The organism is Caulobacter sp. BE254 (genome assembly GCF_031457295.1).
GTDB lineage: Bacteria > Pseudomonadota > Alphaproteobacteria > Caulobacterales > Caulobacteraceae > Caulobacter.
Genome location: NZ_JAVDWJ010000023.1, coordinates 12969 through 32212, shown reverse-complemented (window position 1 = coordinate 32212; position 19244 = coordinate 12969). Strand labels below are relative to the sequence as shown.

Genomic DNA, 19244 nt, shown 5'->3' with positions numbered 1-19244 from the left:
AAACGCGCTGCAAAATCAAGGTAACGCCGGTCGCCTCGGCCGGACGCTCGTTAGGAGAAAGACCTCATGGCCATTCGCGTCGCCATCAACGGCTTCGGCCGGATCGGACGTCTCGTCCTGCGTTCCATCGCCGAGCATGCGCGCCGCGACATCGAGGTCGTCGCGATCAACGACCTGGGCCCGGTCGAGACCAACGCCCACCTGCTGCGCTACGACAGCGTCCACGGCCGCTTCCCGGGCGTCGTCACCTCGGGCGAGGACTGGATCGACGTCGGCCTGGGCAAGATCAAGGTCACGGCGATCCGCAATCCGGAAGAGCTGCCGCACAAGGACCTGAACGTCGACATCGCGTTCGAGTGCACCGGCATCTTCACCGCCCGCGACAAGGCCGCCCTGCACCTGAAGGCCGGCGCCAAGCGCGTGCTGGTCTCGGCCCCCGCCGACGGCGCCGACAAGACCATCGTCTACAAGGTCAATCACGACGTGCTGACCGCCGAGGACATCGTCGTCTCCAACGGCTCGTGCACCACCAACGCCCTGGCCCCGGTGGCCAAGGTCCTGCACGACCTGGTCGGCATCGAGCGCGGCTACATGACCACGATCCACAGCTACACCGGCGACCAGCCGACGCTGGACACCATGCACAAGGACCTCTACCGCGCCCGCGCCGCGGCCCTCAGCATGATCCCCACCTCGACCGGCGCCGCCAAGGCCCTGGGCCTGGTGCTGCCGGCCCTGAAGGGCAAGCTGGACGGCAGCTCGATCCGCGTGCCGACCCCGAACGTCTCGGTCATCGACCTGAAGGTCGTGCCGTCGCGCGACACCACGGTCGACGAGGTCAACGCCGCCCTGAAGGCCGCCGCCGACGGCCCGATGAACGGCGTGCTGTTCACCACCACCGACCCGCTGGTCTCGTCGGACCTGAACCACATCGCCGCCAGCTCGACGGCCGCCCTGCCCCAGACCCAGGTCATCGAGGGCAAGCTGGTCCGCGTGCTCAGCTGGTACGACAACGAATGGGGCTTCGCGACCCGCATGAGCGACACGGCTCTGGAGATGGCGAAGTTCCTGTAAAGCGTAGACAAACCCCCGCCCTTCCAAGGGCGGGGGTTTTGCTTGGGCCATTCATGGCCCGCCCTCGTCCTTCGACAAGCTCAGGATGAGGGCTACTAACCGACCGTTCTCTTGAACCTCATCCTGAGCTTGTCGAAGGACGAGGTTCGACGCACCGCCCGCTCAGGATCAAACCCATGCCTTTCCGCACCCTCGACACCGCCGATCTCGCCGGCAAGCGCGCCCTGGTCCGGGTGGACTTCAACGTGCCGGTCGACGGCGGAGCGATCACCGACGACACCCGCCTGCGCGCCGCCCTGCCGACCATCCACTACCTGTCGACCAAGGGCGCCAAGGTCATCCTGCTGGCCCACTTCGACCGCCCCAAGGGCAAGGTCGTGCCGGAGATGAGCCTGGCCTTCGTGGCCGAGCCGCTGGGCAAGCTGCTGGAGCAGGACGTGGCCTTCGCCAGCGACTGCGTCGGCCCGGCCGCCGCCGAGGTCGTCAACGCCATGGAGAACGGCGGCGTGGCCCTGCTGGAGAACGTCCGCTTCCACGCCGGCGAGGAAAAGAACGACCCCGCCTTCGCCGCCCAGCTGGCGGAGAACGGCGACCTCTATGTCGACGACGCCTTCAGCGCCGCCCACCGCGCCCACGCTTCCACCGAAGCCCTGGCCCGCATCCTGCCGGCCTATCCGGGCCTGGCCATGCAGCGCGAGCTCGACGCGCTGGACGCCGCCCTGGGCAACCCCAAGAAGCCCGTGCTGGGCATCGTCGGCGGCTCCAAGGTCTCGACCAAGCTGGACCTGCTCAACAACCTGGTCGCCAAGCTGGACCGCCTGGCGATCGGCGGCGGCATGGCCAACACCTTCCTGTTCGCCCAGGGCCACGACGTCGGCGGCAGCCTCTGCGAAAAGGACCTGGCCGACACCGCCCGCCAGATCATCGCGACGGCGGAAAAGAGCGGCTGCGAGCTGCTGCTGCCGATCGACGTGGTCGTGGCCAAGAAGGTCGCCCCGGGCGTCGACGCGCAGACCCGCGACCTTTCCGAGGTCCAGGCCGACGACCTGATCCTCGACGCCGGCCCCAAGAGCGCCCAGCGGCTGATCGAAGCCATGGACTTGAGCCAGACATTGATCTGGAACGGCCCCTTGGGCGTTTTCGAGGTGCCTCCCTTCGACGAAGCGACCGTTTCGGCGGCAAAACACGCCGCCAAACTCGCCAAGTCGGGTAAGATCGTGGCCGTCGCGGGCGGGGGTGATACCGTGGCGGCGTTGAACCATGCCGGCGTTTCGGGCGATTTCACCTTCGTCTCGACCGCCGGCGGCGCGTTCCTGGAGTGGATGGAGGGCAAGACGCTTCCCGGCGTCGCCGCCCTCGAAGCCTAGGGCCGCGCGGACTGACGGAGGAAAACCGGACCACGGCGCGCCCACGCAGGCGGGCCGGGTCGACCATTCGGATCGCAGGGTCCGGACCATTGGGCAAAGAGCGCATCAGCGCCGGGCCCCAAAAACAAGAAATCACCCCAAACACTTCACGCTTGCAGGAGAACACCACGTGGCGAGGATCACGCTAAGACAGTTGCTGGACCATGCGGCGGAGCATGACTACGCGCTGCCGGCCTTCAACATCAACAACATGGAACAGGGCCTGGCGATCATGGAGGCGGCGGAAGCCGTCAATTCCCCGGTCATCATCCAGGCCTCGCGCGGGGCGCGCAACTATGCCCACGACATCATGCTGGCCCGGATGATCGACGCTCTGGCCGAGATCTATCCCAACATCCCGGTGTGCATGCACCAGGACCACGGCAACGGCCCGGCCACCTGCGCCACGGCGATCCAGTACGGCTTCACCTCGGTGATGATGGACGGCTCGCTGATGGAGGACGCCAAGACCCCCGCCACCTACGAGTACAATGTCGAGGTCACCCGCAAGGTGGTCGAGATGGCCCACGCCTGCGGCGTGTCGGTCGAGGGCGAACTGGGCGTGCTGGGCTCGCTGGAGAGCGGCATGGGCGAGGCCGAGGACGGCCACGGCTTCGAGGGGGTCCTCTCGCATGACGAGCTGCTGACCGACCCCGACCAGGCGGTGGAATTCGTCGAGCGCACCGGCGTCGACGCCCTGGCCATCGCCATGGGCACCAGCCACGGGGCCTACAAGTTCACGCGCAAGCCGGACGGCGACGTCCTGGCCATGAACGTGATCGAGGAGATCCACCAGCGCCTGCCCAACACCCACCTGGTGATGCACGGCTCCAGCTCGGTGCCGCAGGAGTTGCAGGACATCATCAACCAGTACGGCGGCGCCATCCCGCAAACCTGGGGCGTGCCGGTGGAAGAGATCCAGCGCGGCATCAAGCACGGCGTGCGCAAGGTCAATGTCGACACCGACAACCGCCTGGCCATCACCGGCGCGATCCGCAAGATCCTGACCGAGAAGCCGCACGAGTTCGACCCGCGCGCCTATCTCAAGCCCGCCAAGGAGGCCATGCGCCAGGTCTGCCAGGACCGCTTCGTGCAGTTCGGCTCGGCCGGCCACGCCGACAAGATCAAGCCGCTGCCCACCGCGGCCATGGCCAAGCGCTACGTGTCCGGCGAACTGAACGCCAAGTTCGGCGCGGCGGCCAAGAAGGCGGCGGCGGAGTAGGGCTTTCCGCTTTCGGGGATACGAAAGGGCCTTCCGGGGAGACCTGGGAGGCCTTTTTCGTTCGCGGCCCTCGGCGCGATGCTTGAACTCCACCGCCCCGTCGCTAAAAGTCCGCCACCTGGGGCTGAGTTCGGGGGCATGGATGTCGCGGGTTTTGGGGATGTGGGCGGTGCTGACGGCGCTGCTGGGCGGGACGGCGCACGCCGGCGCGGTGAAGCTGGACCCGGCCTCGGACTACGGTCTGATCGCGATCGAGGTCGAGCCGGGCGGACCGCAGGCGACGGCCAATGGCGGCTATGCCCTGAACATCGCGCGGTTCTCGCCGCAGGAACACGCCGCCACCGCCAACTCGTTCGGCGGCTGGGCCTCGCTGACCGGCGTGGGCAAGATGAACCAGGACCGCACCTACTACCTGGCCAAGGCCAAGCCGGGCAGCTACGCGGTCCTGAGCCTGTCGGTGAAGGGCTGGGGCGTCTGCTACAACGCCGACACCCGCACCTTCGACGTCAAGGCCGGCGAGGTCGCCTTCATCGGGCGCTATGATCCGCGCGACAGCTTGATGGAGCTCAATCGAGCAGTGCAATCGGGCCGGCTGCCGAGCATGGCCAAGGTTTCGGACATCAATTTCCTGTTCGACACCTCGCGCGTGGCGCTGACCCCGCCTGACCAACTGGAATCTTGGCGGCGCGAGTTCGAGGCCTGGCTGAAGTCCGAGCACCCCGGCGTGACCGCGCCGATCGCCGCCGCCCAGGTCACCGAGACACACTTCAACACCGGGCGCGACGCGTTGGGCCTGCGCCGGATCTGCGGCGGCTATTACGCCAAGAAGGACAAGCCTCCGAGCGAGGCCAAGGCGCCCTAGACCATCGCACGGTTCGCTCTAGCCGCCCGCCGGCGGATACACGTGCGCCTCGCCGTTCGGATCCTCGACCTCGCCATCGACGGCCAGGTAGTCGGGCCCAATCGGCACCTTGCCGTGGCCGTCGGGGATGTCGAGCACGTAGGTCGGCTGGCACAGGCCCGAGAACCGGCCGCGGATGGCGCGCATCAGGGCGCGGCCTTCCGCCACCGTGGTCCGCAGGTGGGCGGTGCCCGGGGCGTGGTCGCCGTGGTGCAGGTAGTAGGGCCGGATGCGGCTTTCGACGAAGCCGCGCATCAGGGCGCCCAACGTCTCGGGGTTGTCGTTGACGCCCTTCAGCAGCACGGTCTGGCTCAGCATCGGGATGCCGGCGTCGATGATCCGAGCGCAGGCGGCCCGCGCCGCCGGGATCAGTTCGCGGACGTGGTTGGCGTGCAGGGCGACATAGACCGTCTTGCCGCTGGCCTTCAGGGCCTGGACCAGGGCGTCGGTGACCGCCGCCGGGTCGACCGCCGGCACGCGGGTGTGGAAGCGCACGACCTTGACGTGGTCGATGGCCGCCAGCCGCCGGCCCAGGTCGTCCAGCCGCCGCGGCGACAGCACCAGCGGGTCGCCGCCGGTGACGATCACCTCCCAGATCTCCGGATGGGCCGCGACATAGGCGAAGGCGGCGTCTAGCTGGTCCGGGGTCAGGTTGGCCGCACCGCCGGGCCCCACCACCTCGCGACGGAAGCAGAACCGGCAATAGACCGCGCAGGTGTGGGTGGGCTTGAGCAGCACGCGGTCGGGGTAGCGGTGGACGATCCCCTCGACCGGGCTGTGAGCGGCGTCGCCGATCGGGTCGGCGACCTCGCCCGGGCCTTCCAGCAGCTCGGCCTCCGACGGCAGGAACTGGCGGGCGATCGGGTCGCCCTCGTTGGCCGGGTCGATCAGCTCGGCCATGTCCGGGGTGATCGCCACCGCATAGCGCGCCGCCACGGCTTCCAGGGCCGGCAGGCGCCCGGGGGCGATCAGGCCGGCCTCGGCCAGGGCGGCGGCGCTGCGAAGGGTGCGGACGGCGGTCATGAGGCCGGCGGTATGGCCGATTAGGTCCGCCGGCGCAATGCGACGGCCCCAGCGACATTCAAGGCCGTGCGTGGTCCTCGTCCTTCGACAAGCTCAGGATGAGGACCAGTTTACAGGCTCAGCAGTCGAAAACCTCATCCTGAGCTTGTCGAAGGACGAGGTTTTCGCCCCCGGAGCCGGACGTCGATCCACTTTAGCCGAGATCCTCCACGAACGTCCGGCGGCGGGTCTCCGCCGCGCCTTTCAGCAGTCGCCGGAAGGTCGGGCATTCCATGTGGCTGGGGGCGGGACAGGCGGCGGCGTGGCGCAGGCCGTCGCGTAGGGCGGAGAGGCGGCGGATCGTTCGGTCAAGGTCGTCGGCCTTGGCCGACAGCTGGGCGCGGTCCAGGCGCGGCCGGCCCGCCTCGTCGACCATGCCGGCGATCTCGTCCAGCGAGAAGCCGGCCGACTGGGCCAGGGCGATCAGCGACAGGCGCTCGATCACGCCGGCCTCGAACAGCCGCTTCAGCCCCCGCCGCCCGACCGAGGCGATCAGGCCCTTTTCCTCGTAATAGCGCAGCCGCGAGGCCGCCATGCCGGTCGCCGCGGCCACCTGGGCGATGTCGAGCAGTTTCACCATTGACCTCAAGTGAGCTTGAAGTCGTAGCTTGGTTCATGACCGAGGTGGAACGCAAGGAGGATCGCATGACCCAGCCGCAAGCCAACCAGGCCCAGGCCGAACTCTGGAACAACCAGGCTGGCCACAACTGGGTCGAGCAGAACGCCATGCTCGACCGCCTGTTCGCGCCGTTCGAGCCCTTGCTGGCGGACGCGGTCCAGGGCGCCAAGGCGGTGCTCGACATCGGCTGCGGGGCCGGCGCGACCACCTTCGCCGTGGCGCGGAGCCTGGGCGCGCAAGGTCGCTGCACCGGCGCCGACATCTCCGCGCCGCTGATCGAGCTGGCGCGGCGCAAGGCGGCCGAGACGGGCGCCGACAACGCCGACTTCCTGGTCGCCGACGCCCAGCAGCACGCTTTCCCGCCCGCCGCCTTCGACGCGGTGATCTCGCGGTTCGGGGTGATGTTCTTCGACGACCCGGTCGCCGCCTTCGCCAACCTGCGGCGCGCGGCGCGGCCGGACGCCAGGCTGGCGATGATCGCCTGGCGTAGCGCGGCGGAGAACCCGTTCATGACCGCGGCCGAACGGGCCGCCGCCCCGCTGCTGCCGGACCTGCCGCCGCGCGACCCCGCCGCGCCCGGCCAGTTCGCCTTCGCCGATCCCGAACGGGTGAGCGGGATCCTGTCGGCCGCCGGCTGGCGGGATGTCGACCTCCAGCCGCTGGACGTCGCCTGCGCGATGCCGGCGCCGGCCCTGGACATCTACGCCGCCCGCATGGGGCCGGTGGGCCTGGTGCTGCCGACCCTGGACGAGGATCGCCGGCGCGCGGTGGTCGAGGCGGCCAGGCGCGGCTTCGAGCCCTTCGTGGCGGACGGCGCGGCACGGTTCACCGCGGCGTGCTGGATGGTGCGGGGGCGGGGGTGACACCCTTAAATGCTGTCATCCCGGACAAGGCCCGCAGGGCCGCCGATCCGGGACCGCCGGAAGCGCTGCGTTCACGCGTCGGTCCCGGATCTTCGCGCTGCGCGCTCGTCCGGGATGACAACATGAGAGCGATGAACCCTACCCCGCCACCGGCGTCCACAGCACCTGGTCCACCCGCGAGGCGCCCGCCGCCAGCATCACCAGGCGGTCGAAGCCCAGGGCCGAGCCGGACGCCTCGGGCATGATCGCCAGGGCGGCCAGGAAGTCCTCGTCCAGCGGGTAGCGCTCGCCATAGACCCGGGCCTTCTCGTCCATCTCGGCCTCGAAGCGGCGGCGCTGCTCGCCGGCGTCGGTCAGCTCGCCGAAGGCGTTGGCCAGCTCGACGCCGCAGGCATAGAGCTCGAACCGCTCGGCCACCCGCGGGTCGCCGGGCTTGGGCCGGGCCAGGGCGGCCTCGGCGGCCGGATATTCGCAGAGGATGGTCGCCCGGCCGACGCCCAGGTTCGGCTCGACCTTCTCGACGATCACCCGGCTGAACACGTCGGCCCAGGTGTCGTCGTCGGCGACGCGGATCCCGGCGGCGCGCGCCGAGGCCGCCAGGGCGTCGCGATCGGTCTCGCCGCCCGATCCGATCGAGGCCAGCAGGTCGACGCCGGCGTGGCGCTCGAACGCCTGCGCCACCGTCACCCGCTCGGGCGCGGCGAACGGGTCGCAGGCCTGGCCGCGAAAGCGGAACTCCAGGGTTCCCGCCGTCTCCGCCGCCAGGGCCAGCAGGGCCGCGCAATCGTCCATCAGGGCCTGGTAGGGCTCGCCCACCCGGTACCATTCCAGCATGGTGAACTCGGGATGATGCAGCGCCCCGCGCTCGCGGTTGCGCCAGACCTTGCCGAAATCGAAGATCCGCCGCTCGCCCGCCGCCAGCAGCTTCTTGCACGAGAACTCCGGCGAGGTGTGCAGGTAGAGCTGCGCGCTGCCCCCCGAAAGCGTCAGGGCGGCGGTCTCGAAGGCGTGCAGGTGGGCCTCGTTGCCGGGCGAGACCTGCAGGGCCGCGGTCTCGACCTCCAGGAAGTCGCGGGCCTCGAACCAGGCCCGGAACGCGGCCTTGATCCGGTTGCGGACCAGCAGGAACGGCCGGCGGTCGGCGTGGTTTTCGGGCCGCCACCAAGGCGAGGAAGAGGCTGTCTGCACGGGAAACGCTCTGGTCGGGCTGGCGAACTTGGCGTGGATCGCTATAGGAGGGCGATATCTAACGCAATTCGCGGCCAAGGCCGCCGCGGGATCTAAGGACGCACTACGTGACTAAAGTCGCCGCCAGCTCGCTGAGGAAGGGTTCCGTCGTCGATATGGACGGCAAGCTCTACGTGGTCCTCAACGCCGAAAACATCCACCCCGGCAAGGGCACGCCGGTCACCCAGCTGAACATGCGCCGCATCTCGGACGGGGTGAAGGTGTCGGAACGCTACCGCACGACCGAGCAGGTCGAGCGCGCCTTCGTCGACCAGCGCAACCACACCTTCCTGTACCAGGACGGCGAGGGCTACCACTTCATGAACCCGGAAAGCTACGACCAACTCGTGGCCACCGAGGACGTGGTCGGCGACCTGGGCGCCTATCTGCAGGAAGGCATGACCGTCCAGCTGTCGACGCACAACGAGGTGCCGATCGCCCTGGAACTGCCGCGCACCGTGGTGCTGGAGATTGTCGACACCGAACCGTCGGTGAAGGGCCAGACCGCCAGCTCGTCGTACAAGCCCGCCGTGCTCAGCAACGGCGTGCGCACCATGGTCCCGCCCTATATCGCGGCCGGCACCAAGGTGATCATCCTGACCGAGGACGGTTCCTACCAGGAACGCGCCAAGGACTAGGCTTTCGGACCGGAGGGCGGCGAACACTTGCCCCCTCCGCGCCTCCGGCGCTCCTCCCCCAGAGGGGGAAGAGCTTCGCGCTTCCGGCTCCGCCCCCTATGGGGGCGGACAGACCGCGCAGCGGTCAGGTGGGGGCAAGTCGCTCACCACCGCAGCGCCCACTTCCCCACCACCGCGCCCAGCAGGCCCGTCCCCAGCACGCCCAGGGTGTACCAGGTCCCGACGAACACCATGGTGCTCTCGCCGCAGTGCAGGCCGTAGACCGTGGCCGCCACCCCGCCGGCGAAGGCGCCGGCCGCGAAGCCGGTCAGGGCCGGGCGGGTCGGGGCCATGCCGCGCAGCACCGCCAGGGTCGCCGCCAGCCCCGGGAGGGCCAGGGTGAGAATGTAGCGACAGCAGACCTTCCAGGATCCGCCCATCATCATCAGCCGCCGGTGCTCCGGATCGGCGGCCAGCCATTGGCCCAGGCCCATGCCGACGAACACCGCCAGCACCAGGGCCCCGAACAGCAGGGCCTTGCGCGGCGCGCCGTCGGGCCGGGCCAGACGCTCCAGCGCCCAGAAGCCCGCCACGCCCAGCAGGGCGGTATAGGCCGCCTTCATCCAGAACATCCGACCGGTCATCGCCTGGGCCAGGTCCTGGCGCGCGCCCAGCCAGGCCAGCACCATGACCAGGGCGGCCAGGGCCGCGGCCACGGCCACGCCGGCGAACCGGCGCTGCACCGCCCCGGCCGGAATGGCGCGCGGATCGGCCGCCAGCTGATCGATCAGATCATCCGTCCGCACGGCCGCGCATCCTTTCTCCAAGGCTCTTGAGCGCCCGGTGCAGGGCGACCTTGGCCGCGCCCTCCGAGACGCCGGCCCGCTCGCCGGCCTGGGCCAGGCTGAGACCCTCGATCTTGACGTCGCGCACCAGCTTGCGCTGGCGCTCGGGCAGGGTGTCCAGCGCCCGGTCCAGGTCCATGGCCGAGCCCGGCTCGGGCGCGTAGGCGGCCAGGACCTCGACATAGTCGTCGATCGGCACGGTGGTCCGCACCTTGCGCCGCCGCCAGTGGTCGATCAGCTTGTAGCGCGCCAGGGCGAAGGCCCACGGGGTGAACGGCTGGGCGCGATCATAGGTCGCGCGCCGCGTATGCACCGCCATCAGGGTCTCCTGCACCAGGTCCTCCACATCGCCGGGAGCGTCGCGCATGCGGCGCTCGAAATAGACGCGGAGCCGGCCGCCCAGCTGGGACAGCAGCAGCCGATAGGCCGGGGCGTCGCCGTCCAGGCCCAGCAGCATCAGCGCCTTCAGGGCGGCTTCGGTTTCCGTCACGCCTCCCCCTTGTTCGCGCGAGACGGGCCGATGGTTACACGCGCCCGTGCGCGGCGGGAAAGGGCTTTCGGCGCGAGGCGGTTTCCGGGCGTCGCATTTTTTGTTCGGATACCGGTGTAACCTTTGGCCGCCCCCGTCCGTAACTCCCCTTGACCGCGCAGGACGGGCCGACGAACGGCGCCGGGCGCGGCCAGAACCGACGAAGGAAACGTTCCCCATGAGCCTCGTGACCAAGACCCCCGCCCTCGCCCTCGCCGCCGTCTTCGCCCTGAGCGCCGGCGCCGCCATGGCCCGCGACGACATGAAGCCGGCCAAGGCCGAGATGGAAAAGTGCTACGGCGTGGCCAAGGCCGGCCACAACGACTGCAAGGCCGGCGCCGGCACCTCGTGCGCGGGCACCTCCAAGGCCGACTACCAGGGCGACGCCTGGAAGAAGGTCGCCAAGGGGACCTGCACCAGCATCAAGACCCCGAACGGCATGGGCTCGCTGACCCCGAAGGCTTAAGCGCTCCGTCCTCCTTCGTTGTCATCCCGGAAGCGCGTAGCGCTGTCCGGGACCCAGGGCGGCTGCACGGCTTCGGCCCAGTCCCCTAGGTCCCGGACAGCCTCTGCGAGGCTTCCGGGATGACAACCGCTATGCTCCCAGGAAGCGACCATGTCCCCCACCGCCGGCCTCGGCCTGAAACCGCAGCACTACGCCGACGCCCTCGCGGCCGAGGACGAGGGGCTGTGGTTCGAGGTCCATCCCGAGAACTACATGGCCGCCGGCGGGCCGCGCCTGCGGGCGCTGGCGGCGATCCGTCGCCAGCATCCGCTGTCGCTGCACGGGGTGGGCCTGTCCCTGGCCGCCGACGCCGATCCGGACCCGGCCCACCTGGCCGCGCTCAAGGCCCTGGCCGACCGGTTCGAGCCGTTCGTGGTCTCCGAGCACCTGGCCTGGAGCGCCTGGCGCGGCGTCCACCAGCCCGACCTGCTGCCCTTCCCCCGCACCCGCGCGGCCCTGGACCGTATCGCCGGCAATATCGGCCGCACCCAGGACGCCCTGGGCCGGACGATCCTGGTCGAGAACCCGTCGCTGTACCTGCCGCTGACGGGGCACGACCTCGACGAGACCGAGTTCCTGGCGCAACTGGCCCGCCGCACCGGCTGCGGCCTGTTGGTCGACGTCAACAACGTGTTCGTCAGCGCCAGCAACCTGGGCTACGCGGCCGAGGCCTATCTGGACGCCCTGCCCGCCGAGGCGATCGGCGAAATCCACCTGGCCGGCCATGGCCCCGATGAAGGCGGCTCGGCCCTGCTGATCGACACCCACGGCGCGCCGGTGGCCGAAGCCGTCTGGACGCTGTACCGCCGCCTGGTCGACCGCATCGGCCCTCGCCCGACCCTGATCGAGCGCGACGACGACATCCCGGCGTTCGCGGCGCTGATGGCCGAGCGGGACCGGGCGCATGGCATGTTGACGGGGACGCCGTTGGGGACAGGCCCATGCGCCGATCCCCGGCCGCTCCCAGCGGAGCCGACCCATGTCTGAGCTGGGCCAGTTTCAGGACGCCTTCGTCGCCGCCCTGGCCGAACGCAGCGCCGCACCGATCGCCGGCTGGCTGCCGAGCGGCGAGCCTGCCGGCCTGGCCGTCTATCGCAACACCATCGCCAAGGGTTGCGTCGACGCCCTGGCGGCCAATTTCCCGACCGTGGCCAGTCTGGTCGGCGACGACTGGTTCCGCGCCGCCGCCGCCCTGTTCGCCCGCGAGCATCCGCCCGCCAGCGCCGCCCTGCTGGCCTATGGCGAGACCTTCGCGGACTGGCTGGAACGCTTCCCGCCGGCGGGCGACCTGCCCTACCTGCCGGCCATGGCCCGGCTGGACCGGATGTGGACCACCGCCCTGTTCGCGCCCGAGGCCGAGCCCCTGGCCGCCGACGCCTTCGCCCTGGCCCCGGACGTCCTGGCCGCCGCCCGGCCGCGCCTGCATCCCAGCCTGGCCTTCGCATGGTTCGACAGCGGCCTGCCGGGCCTGTGGCTGGCCGCGCGCCAGCCCGAGCCTGGCGAGCTGGAACTGGCCGACGACCCGCAAGGCGTGCTGATCGTCCGACCGGCCGACACGGTGCAGACGCGCCCGCTCGACGCGGCCGGCCTCGCCTTCCTGACCGCCGCTCGCGACGGCGCGACCCTCGGCGAAGCGATCACCGCCGCCGGGCAGGCCGATCCCGTCGCCGACCTTGCCGCCCTCTTCGCCGCCCTAATCGCCGACGGCGTGTTCAGCGGCCTCGACCTTGGAGATCCCGCATGACCGACCAGAGTCTCGCCCCCGCCGCCGCGCGTCCCTGGAGCCGGCCGTTCGACGCCCTGGCGGCCGTGGCCCATCGCGCCCTGCCCGACGGGGCGCTGGCCCTGGTCGCCCGCCTGGGCATCGCCTCGGTGTTCTTCCTGTCGGGCCGCACCAAGGTCGACGGCGTCCTGCACATCACCGACGCGACCTATTCGCTGTTCGCCGACGACTACGCCCTGCCGCTGATCCCCTCGGACCTGGCCGCCCACCTGGCCACCTACAGCGAGCACCTGTTCTCGATCCTGCTGGTGCTGGGCCTGTTCACCCGGCTCTCGGCCCTGGCCTTCCTGGGCATGACCCTGGTGATCGAGGTGTTCGTCTATCCCGACGCCTGGAGCACCCACCTGTCCTGGGCGGCGATCCTGCTGTTCCTGGTCGCCAAGGGCGGGGGGAAGTGGAGTTTGGATCGGGTGGTGGGCCTGAAATAACCCTCTCCCAAAGGGAGAGGGCGAATCTACCATCCCCCGTACCGTGGCCCGAACCGATGCCGCAGGGCGTCGACCTCCTGCTCGGCGTCGCGGGCGGCCCAGTCGGCGCGGCGGCCGTCCTCCACCGCCTGGCGGCGCTCGGCGCGCAGGCGGTTCAGGCGGTCGCGCAGCTCGTGCTTCTGCTCGTCGTTCAGCTTGGGATTCTTCAGCTCGTCCTCGACGCCGCTCGCCTGGCGGTCGCGCTTCTCGGCGCGGTGGTCGGCGCTGTCGCGCTCCGACTCCGCCTGGCTGAGCCGCGAGACGGCGTCATGGACCAGCTGCCCGTCGGCATAGCCGACCAGGAAGTCGCGCTCGGCGTCCGGCGGGCAGACCCCGGCATAGCCGGCGCCGCGGCGCGCCTCGTCGAAGCCGCGGTCCTGGGTGCAATAGAGCCTCAGCCCCTGCTCGCGGGCGGCGAAATAGGGCGCGGCGTCGGGGACCACCCCGGTCTTGGCGCAGGCCTTGGCGTGCTCGTCCAGCCGGCTCTGGGCCCGGCCGGCCTGGCCGTCCTTGAAGCCGACGCCCGCCCAGTCGCCCTGCAGGCAGGCCTCCTGGCTCATGGTCGCGCAGCCGGCCAGGGCGGCGGTCGCCACGGCGATCCCCAAGGTCCAGAGACGACGGTTCATGTGAAAATTCCCCCAAAGACTTGGCTCGGAGGGAAGCTAGGGCTTGGCCGCCTGAACGCCCGCTGAACGACGGCGGACCGGCGTTATCCTAATGAATCGTCGCGCGACGCGGACGCTTCCACAGCTCCTCGGTCAGGGCGTTGGCGAAGCCCAGCCAGCCGAGATAGGGGCTGTTGAAGCCGGAGGCCGGGGCCACCAGCTTGCGGGCCTGCAGGGCGTAGGCGCCCGAGGCGGCCAGGGACGCGGTCGCGGCCCCAAGCTGCCCCCCGACGCGCTTGGCGCCGAGGGCCAGCCACAGGGCGTTGAAGCCCTGGACCAGGCTCCAGAGGGTGAGAGCCCGGGTGCGGGTGGGGCTGGACGGCGCGTTCCAGATGCGCAGCCCCGAAAGGGTCATGGCGATGAACAGCGGCGGCAGGATCAGACTGGTCAGCATCTTGGGCTGGTGGGCGACCGGCTCGTGCATCTCGGCGTAGCCGACCGCGTATTCCTCGTCGTCGATCATCCGCTCGTGCCGGCGGCCCAACACCGTCGACAGCAGGATCGCCCCGCCCGCCACCGCCAGGCCCAGGGCCAGCTGGGCGCCGGCCGAGGCGGCGGTGTCGGCCTTGGCGTCGATCTCGAACGACTCGCGGCCGGCGTGAGTCCGCCTCCCGTGGGATTTGCCGTTCGGGATGTGCATGGCGGAACTCCTCGCTAAACATGCTTGTAACCGCCTAGCTGGACCTTGGTTCCCAAGCGAGACAACGGTTTGTGAGGTCGCCATGATCGTTTTGCGCACCGCCCGTCCCGACGAGATCTTTCGGTCCTCCCCCTGTGGGGGAGGTGTCGGCGAAGCCGACGGAGGGGGATTGATCGGGAGGCGGCGGCTTCAAGGATCGCCCCCTAAAAAACTCCCCCCACCGATCGCTGCGCGATCGCCTCCCCCACAGGGGGAGGGTCTGCGCTCTTGCCTTTCGACCTAGGCCGGCAGTTCGCCCACGGCGCTCTGCAGGTAGTTCTGCTCGCCCAGCGCCTTGACCAGGCCCAGCTGCATCTCGAGGAAGTCGATGTGCTCCTCGGTGTCGCTGAGGATCTCGCGCAGCAGCTCGCGGCTGACATAGTCGCGGGCCTGTTCGCACTGGATGATCCCGGGGATCAGGGTCTCGCGGCCGCCCAGCTCGACCGACAGGTCGCTGGCCAGGCATTCGGGCACCGTCTCGCCGATCTTCAGCTTGTGCAGGTCCTGCAGGTTGGGCAGGCCTTCCAGGAACAGGATGCGGTTGATCAGCTTGTCGGCGTGCTTCATCTCGCCGATCGACTCGTCGTAGGTGATCTGGCCCAGGCGCTTGAAGCCCCAGTTGTCGTACATCCGCGCGTGCAGGAAGTACTGGTTCACCGCCGTCAGCTCGTTGGTGAGCACCGCGTTCAAGAGCCGGATGATGCCGGGATCGCCTTGCATGGCGGCCTCCTCAAAAGACTGGATTCGGCGCGACCGTGGTCTATCGGGGCGACGGCTTCAACCGCTATGTCTGCAAGTGTTTCTCAGCCTCACGGAAAAGCGTGAGACTGCTTCGCGATAACGGATTTTCGCGGTTTGCGGCCGATTATTCGGCGGCGTAGGCCAGGGCCTGGCGGTTGTCCTGGATCATCTGGCGCATCTCGCAGACGCACTTGGCGCACTGGGCCTGGCAGCCCTTGTGACGGAACACCTCGGCCGGGCGGGTGGCCCCGGCGTCGATGGCGGCGCGGACTTCCCGCTCGCGAATGCCGTTACAGTTGCAGACGTACAAGGAAGCCGGTCCCGCCGAATGATTGTCATTCTCATGTAGCCCAGGCGCGGAGCTTTTGCAACTGACTCGCAGTGCGACAAAGAGACCCTAAATCCTCCCCCTGTGGGGGAGGTGTCGGCGAAGCCGACGGAGGGGGGATTGGTCGGGGGTTGGCCGCACCCTGGGTCCTCGGTCCCAAAACTCCCCCCACCGGCCTTCGGTCGCCTCCCCCACGGGGGGAGGACCTTTGCCTCTCAGCCTCTCGCCCGTTCCGGCAAATCGGCGTAATCCGCACCCATGACCGACTGCCGCCTCTATCTGATCACCCCGCCGGCCCTGGACGACCTGGCCGGCTTCGGCCGCGAGCTGGCCGCCGCCCTGGACGGCGGCGACGTGGCCGCGCTGCAGATCCGCCTGAAGGACGCGCCGGACGACGTCATCGCCGCCGCCGTCCAGGCCCTGAGCCCCATCGCGCGCGCGCGCGAGGCAGCGGTGATCCTCAACGACCGGCCGGACCTGGCCGCGCGCCTGGGCTGCGACGGCGTCCATGTCGGCCAGAGCGACACGCCCTACAGGGAGGCCCGCCAGATCATGGGGCCCGGGGCGATGATCGGCGTCACCTGCCACGACAGCCGCCACCTGGCCATGGAGGCCGCCGAGGCCGGGGCCGACTACGTGGCCTTCGGGGCCTTCTTCCCGACCACCACCAAGGAGGCCCCGACCACCGCCGACCCGGAAATCCTGTCGATCTGGCAGGAGACCATGGAGGTCCCCTCGGTGGCGATCGGCGGGATCACCGCCGACAACGCCGCCGGCCTGGCCGCGGCCGGGGCCGACTTCCTGGCCGTCTCAGCCGGGGTCTGGAAGCACGCCGGCGGGCCCGCGGCCGGCGTCGCGGCGCTCAACGCCGCCATCGCTGAGGGGCTTGCAGCCCGCCAGGCCGCGCGCAACGGATAACGACGTTCGTGGAACTTGCCGCCCAAGCTTGACGGGCGTAACCTTCCCCCAAAGATAAGAAACGGGGAGGACGCCCATGCGGCGGCTTGGACTGTGTTGGCTTGGCGCAACCGTCCTGGGCCTGGCGACGGCGGTCGCCGGCGCGGCCCTGGCCGAGAACTGGAAGCCCTCGCCCGGCGAGGCGAAGACCTTCTACGACGCCGATTTCATGCGAGTGGACCAGGCGTCCGGCCTGATCGTGCTGCGCATCGCCGAGGGGCGACCCAACGGTCCCTACAAGGCGTGGCCGGCCAGCAAGGGGCCGATCATGGTCTTCGCCCTGGACTGCGCCACCGACAAGTGGATCGACCTGGGCATGGACTTCACCGGCGACCAGGGCCTGCCCAAGGGCTGGCGCGCGGGCGAGAAGATCGAGGACATCAAGGGCGCCGCCGGCGGCGCCGGCCGCGTGGCCTGCGAGACCAAGGACACCCTGCCGAAGGTGGCTTTGCCCTAAATCGCCCTCTCCCGGAGGGGAGAGGGAGGGGCCCGCGCGAAGCGTGGGAGGGTGAGGGGTCACGCCCTCAGCCGGAGCGCCGCGCCGATGGCCTCAGCCACGCCGCCGGGATCGGCCAGCACGACCTCGTTATTAAATCGCAGCACGCGGTAGCCGCAACGCTCGAGCACCTCCGTGCGCGCGGCGTCATGCTCGGCGCGATCTTCATGCGTCGGACCATCGAGTTCGACGATCAGATGGGCGTCACGGCAGACGAAGTCGGCGAAGTAGCGGTCGATCGGAACCTGGCGTCGGAACTTGAACCCATCGAGGCGGCGACCGCGAACGATCGCCCAGAGCTTCTCTTCGGCTAGAGTCTGTTGGCGGCGTAGACGGCGGGCGTTGGGGATCGGGCTCATCGCATGATGAGCGGATCAAAACAAGAACGACGCAAGTGGAGTAACCGGGGTTTCGCTTTTGGCGGCGTCACCCCTCACCCTCCCACCGCTACGCGGCGGGCCCCTCCCTCTCCCCTCCGGGAGAGGGTTCTAAGAATTCAGCCGCGCCAGCTTCTGCGGGTTGCGCATCGTGTAGACGGCGGCGATGCGGCCGTCGGCGATCTCCAGGCCCATGGTCTGGAACACCACGCCGTCGTGGCTGAGCACGATGCCGGGGGCGCCGTTGATCCGCGCCAGACGGGCGGTCGTGCCCTCGGGGGCCGGCCACTTCTTCTTGATGCCCATCAGCAGGCGCACGGCCTTCTCCAGGCCGGACACCGGGTTGAGGTTGGCGCTGACCACGCCGCCGCCGTCGGCGTGCATGACCACGTCCTGGGCCAGGATGCCGCGCAACAGGCTCTCGTCGCCGCTCATCGTCGCCGCCAGGAAGGCGCCCGTCAGGCGCTGCTCCTCCTCAGGGCTGGGCCGGTAGCGCGGCTTGCCGGCCTTGACGTGCTCGCGGGCCCGGGCGGCCAGCTGGCGGCAGGCCGCCTCGCCGCGGCCCAGGGTCTTGGCCACCTCGGCGAACGGCAGGTCGAACACGTCGTGCAGCAGGAAGGCGGCGCGCTCCAGCGGGGTCAGGCGCTCCAGGGCCAGCAGGAAGGCCACCGACAGGTCCTCGCCCAGTCGCTCATGGTCGTCGTCGACCACCGGCTCGGGCAGCCACTCGCCGACATAGACCTCGCGCCTCGCCCGCGCCGACTTCAGGCGGTCCAGGCACAGGCGGGTGACGACCTTGTTCAGGAAGCCGGCCGGGTTGGTCACCGCGTCGGCCTCCACCCCGCGCCAGCGGATCCAGGCGTCCTGGACCACGTCCTCGGCGTCGGCCCGCGAGCCCAGCATGCGGTAGGCGAGGCCCGTCATCGCCCCGCGCCGCGCCTCGAAGATGGAATCCTGTTCGCTCATGCCGTCCTCTTCTGGCGCCGAACGCACGAGCGCACCACCAGCAGGCTGACGATGGCCGGCAGGAACACGCCGGGGAAGTCGCGGGCCAGCAGCGGCCAGGGCAGGCTCGTCCCGCAGAACGGGGTGATCAGGTGGATGGCGGCGTGAAGGGTCAGGAAGGCCGCCGCGGCGATCGCGACGCCCAGCCCGCGCGCCGGGTCCCTCACCGCCCAGGCCATGGCCAGGGCGCAGGCCAGGTAGGCGGCCCCGATGTCGCGCACGAAGTGGTCGTTCAGCGGTCCGGTCTCGATCACCCCCGGCACGCGCGGATACCACCAGGCCGGGGCCAGCATCATCACCGCCCCGTTCAGGGCCAGCAAGGCCGGCAGCATCCATTTCGCCCAACTCATCGTCGTGGTCTCCGGGGTTTTGGAGACAGGACGAGGCAGGCGCGGCGGATGTGACATGCCTCTCATAAAGTAGTCTCCTGCCGGGATGACCGAAGCATCAGAGAAAGCTGAACCAGAATTTCGGCGCCGCATGTGGGCCTACTTCAGCGATCTCTGGACGCGCTTCGATCAGTCCGTCGAGCTGATCCCCGAGGCCGTCCAATATGCGAACGGAAAAGTCCCAGAACGCAGCTGCTGCCATCAGAACGCTGACCGTTGGATTGCAGAAAATCCGTCATACGAAGTGGTCCGTGGCTATGTGCGAGAGGGTTGCTTTTTTACTGCGCACTCAGTGGTTCGAGCACCGTCAGGTGCGTTGATTGACCTCACCAGCTCCAAGAGCCTTCGCTTCCTTGAACACGCGGGAGACAGCGCCTTCTGGGATTGGCTTCGGGTGAACGCGGCCCAAATCCCATGGCCTCTGAATGAGGCTCCGGAGCAGCCAGCACGACCTTCCCTTGATTTAGAAGGGCCCGACGTCTAGGTA

At 69.7% G+C, this 19244-nt stretch carries 24 protein-coding genes; 12 read left to right on the top strand and 12 right to left on the bottom strand.

The annotated features are described in order from the left end of the window. Positions 1-66: 66 nt before the first annotated feature. The 4 genes from gap (at position 67) to J2X41_RS24475 (ending at position 4564) form a co-directional block, all read left to right on the top strand. Positions 67-1074 (top strand): type I glyceraldehyde-3-phosphate dehydrogenase, encoded by a 1008-nt coding sequence (gene gap, locus J2X41_RS24490; RefSeq protein WP_310087071.1) that lies wholly within the window; start codon positions 67-69, stop codon positions 1072-1074. Between the two features lie 176 nt (positions 1075-1250). Beyond that, a complete protein-coding gene (locus tag J2X41_RS24485; protein ID WP_310087069.1) occupies positions 1251-2441 on the top strand; it encodes a phosphoglycerate kinase in 1191 nt (396 codons plus the stop codon). 169 nt (positions 2442-2610) lie between these two features. Further along, positions 2611-3702: a class II fructose-bisphosphate aldolase gene (gene fba, locus J2X41_RS24480; RefSeq protein WP_310087067.1), complete on the top strand. Its 1092-nt coding sequence runs from the start codon at positions 2611-2613 to the stop codon at positions 3700-3702. Between the two features lie 142 nt (positions 3703-3844). Continuing rightward, positions 3845-4564 carry a hypothetical protein gene (locus J2X41_RS24475; RefSeq protein ID WP_310087065.1) on the top strand — a complete coding sequence of 240 codons (720 nt, stop codon included), beginning with the start codon at positions 3845-3847 and terminating at the stop codon, positions 4562-4564. 18 nt (positions 4565-4582) lie between these two features. On the opposite strand, the gene J2X41_RS24470 is transcribed toward J2X41_RS24475, so the two are convergent. Then, positions 4583-5626 carry a lysine-2,3-aminomutase-like protein gene (locus J2X41_RS24470; protein WP_310087063.1) on the bottom strand — a complete coding sequence of 348 codons (1044 nt, stop codon included), beginning with the start codon at positions 5624-5626 and terminating at the stop codon, positions 4583-4585. Between the two features lie 193 nt (positions 5627-5819). Then, positions 5820-6245, bottom strand: a complete 426-nt coding sequence (locus J2X41_RS24465; RefSeq protein WP_310087062.1) for a helix-turn-helix domain-containing protein — start codon at positions 6243-6245, stop codon at positions 5820-5822. A gap of 65 nt (positions 6246-6310) precedes the next feature. Here J2X41_RS24465 and J2X41_RS24460 point away from each other — a divergent pair, with 65 nt between their 5' ends. After that, positions 6311-7147 (top strand): methyltransferase domain-containing protein, encoded by an 837-nt coding sequence (locus J2X41_RS24460; RefSeq protein ID WP_310087061.1) that lies wholly within the window; start codon positions 6311-6313, stop codon positions 7145-7147. A gap of 138 nt (positions 7148-7285) precedes the next feature. Here J2X41_RS24460 and epmA read toward each other — a convergent pair whose 3' ends face one another. After that, positions 7286-8335 carry an EF-P lysine aminoacylase EpmA gene (gene epmA / locus J2X41_RS24455; protein ID WP_310087060.1) on the bottom strand — a complete coding sequence of 350 codons (1050 nt, stop codon included), beginning with the start codon at positions 8333-8335 and terminating at the stop codon, positions 7286-7288. Between the two features lie 107 nt (positions 8336-8442). On the opposite strand from epmA, the gene efp reads away from it, so the two are divergent. Then, positions 8443-9012: an elongation factor P gene (efp, locus tag J2X41_RS24450; protein ID WP_028038017.1), complete on the top strand. Its 570-nt coding sequence runs from the start codon at positions 8443-8445 to the stop codon at positions 9010-9012. 143 nt (positions 9013-9155) lie between these two features. Here the strand turns inward: efp and J2X41_RS24445 are convergent, their stop codons facing one another. Together J2X41_RS24445 and J2X41_RS24440 are read right to left on the bottom strand one after the other, a co-directional pair. Further along, the gene (locus J2X41_RS24445) at positions 9156-9797 is read right to left on the bottom strand and encodes an NrsF family protein (RefSeq protein WP_310087059.1); all 642 of its coding nucleotides are present in this window, start codon (positions 9795-9797) and stop codon (positions 9156-9158) included. Continuing rightward, positions 9784-10326, bottom strand: a complete 543-nt coding sequence (locus tag J2X41_RS24440; protein WP_310087058.1) for a sigma-70 family RNA polymerase sigma factor — start codon at positions 10324-10326, stop codon at positions 9784-9786. The genes J2X41_RS24445 and J2X41_RS24440 overlap by 14 nt, the downstream gene beginning before the upstream one ends. Before the next feature lie 217 nt (positions 10327-10543). Between J2X41_RS24440 and J2X41_RS24435 the strand changes: the two genes are divergently transcribed. The 4 genes from J2X41_RS24435 (at position 10544) to J2X41_RS24420 (ending at position 13081) form a co-directional block, all read left to right on the top strand. Next, complete coding sequence (locus tag J2X41_RS24435; protein WP_310087057.1) at positions 10544-10831, top strand: DUF2282 domain-containing protein; 288 nt, start codon at positions 10544-10546, stop codon at positions 10829-10831. A gap of 150 nt (positions 10832-10981) precedes the next feature. Further along, entirely contained in the window at positions 10982-11857 is an 876-nt protein-coding gene (locus J2X41_RS24430) for a DUF692 domain-containing protein (protein ID WP_310087056.1), read from the top strand. Next, positions 11850-12614, top strand: coding sequence for a DNA-binding domain-containing protein (locus J2X41_RS24425; RefSeq protein ID WP_310087055.1), 765 nt, complete (start codon positions 11850-11852; stop codon positions 12612-12614). Before J2X41_RS24430 ends, J2X41_RS24425 begins: the two co-directional genes overlap by 8 nt. Further along, positions 12611-13081 (top strand): DoxX family protein, encoded by a 471-nt coding sequence (locus J2X41_RS24420; RefSeq protein WP_310087053.1) that lies wholly within the window; start codon positions 12611-12613, stop codon positions 13079-13081. Before J2X41_RS24425 ends, J2X41_RS24420 begins: the two co-directional genes overlap by 4 nt. A 26-nt stretch (positions 13082-13107) precedes the next feature. On the opposite strand, the gene J2X41_RS24415 is transcribed toward J2X41_RS24420, so the two are convergent. From J2X41_RS24415 to J2X41_RS24400, 4 genes are all read right to left on the bottom strand, one after another. Continuing rightward, positions 13108-13746 carry a DUF2799 domain-containing protein gene (locus J2X41_RS24415; protein ID WP_310087051.1) on the bottom strand — a complete coding sequence of 213 codons (639 nt, stop codon included), beginning with the start codon at positions 13744-13746 and terminating at the stop codon, positions 13108-13110. A gap of 88 nt (positions 13747-13834) precedes the next feature. Next, the gene (locus tag J2X41_RS24410; protein WP_310087049.1) at positions 13835-14425 is read right to left on the bottom strand and encodes a TspO/MBR family protein; all 591 of its coding nucleotides are present in this window, start codon (positions 14423-14425) and stop codon (positions 13835-13837) included. Between the two features lie 279 nt (positions 14426-14704). Continuing rightward, positions 14705-15184: a bacterioferritin gene (gene bfr / locus J2X41_RS24405; RefSeq protein WP_310087047.1), complete on the bottom strand. Its 480-nt coding sequence runs from the start codon at positions 15182-15184 to the stop codon at positions 14705-14707. Positions 15185-15329: 145 nt separating this feature from the next. Next, on the bottom strand, positions 15330-15515 hold the full coding sequence (locus tag J2X41_RS24400; RefSeq protein ID WP_310087045.1) for a bacterioferritin-associated ferredoxin: 186 nt from the start codon (positions 15513-15515) through the stop codon (positions 15330-15332). A 276-nt stretch (positions 15516-15791) separates the two neighbouring features. Between J2X41_RS24400 and thiE the strand changes: the two genes are divergently transcribed. Continuing rightward, positions 15792-16451: a thiamine phosphate synthase gene (gene thiE, locus J2X41_RS24395; RefSeq protein WP_310087044.1), complete on the top strand. Its 660-nt coding sequence runs from the start codon at positions 15792-15794 to the stop codon at positions 16449-16451. A gap of 76 nt (positions 16452-16527) precedes the next feature. Next, positions 16528-16947: a hypothetical protein gene (locus tag J2X41_RS24390; RefSeq protein WP_310087043.1), complete on the top strand. Its 420-nt coding sequence runs from the start codon at positions 16528-16530 to the stop codon at positions 16945-16947. Positions 16948-17006: 59 nt separating this feature from the next. Here J2X41_RS24390 and J2X41_RS24385 read toward each other — a convergent pair whose 3' ends face one another. The 3 genes from J2X41_RS24385 to J2X41_RS24375 form a co-directional block, all read right to left on the bottom strand. Continuing rightward, positions 17007-17345: an endonuclease domain-containing protein gene (locus J2X41_RS24385; protein ID WP_310087042.1), complete on the bottom strand. Its 339-nt coding sequence runs from the start codon at positions 17343-17345 to the stop codon at positions 17007-17009. Positions 17346-17474: 129 nt separating this feature from the next. Beyond that, complete coding sequence (locus tag J2X41_RS24380) at positions 17475-18329, bottom strand: sigma-70 family RNA polymerase sigma factor (RefSeq protein WP_310087041.1); 855 nt, start codon at positions 18327-18329, stop codon at positions 17475-17477. Further along, on the bottom strand, positions 18326-18718 hold the full coding sequence (locus J2X41_RS24375; protein ID WP_310087039.1) for a hypothetical protein: 393 nt from the start codon (positions 18716-18718) through the stop codon (positions 18326-18328). The genes J2X41_RS24380 and J2X41_RS24375 overlap by 4 nt, the downstream gene beginning before the upstream one ends. Positions 18719-19244: the final 526 nt, after the last annotated feature.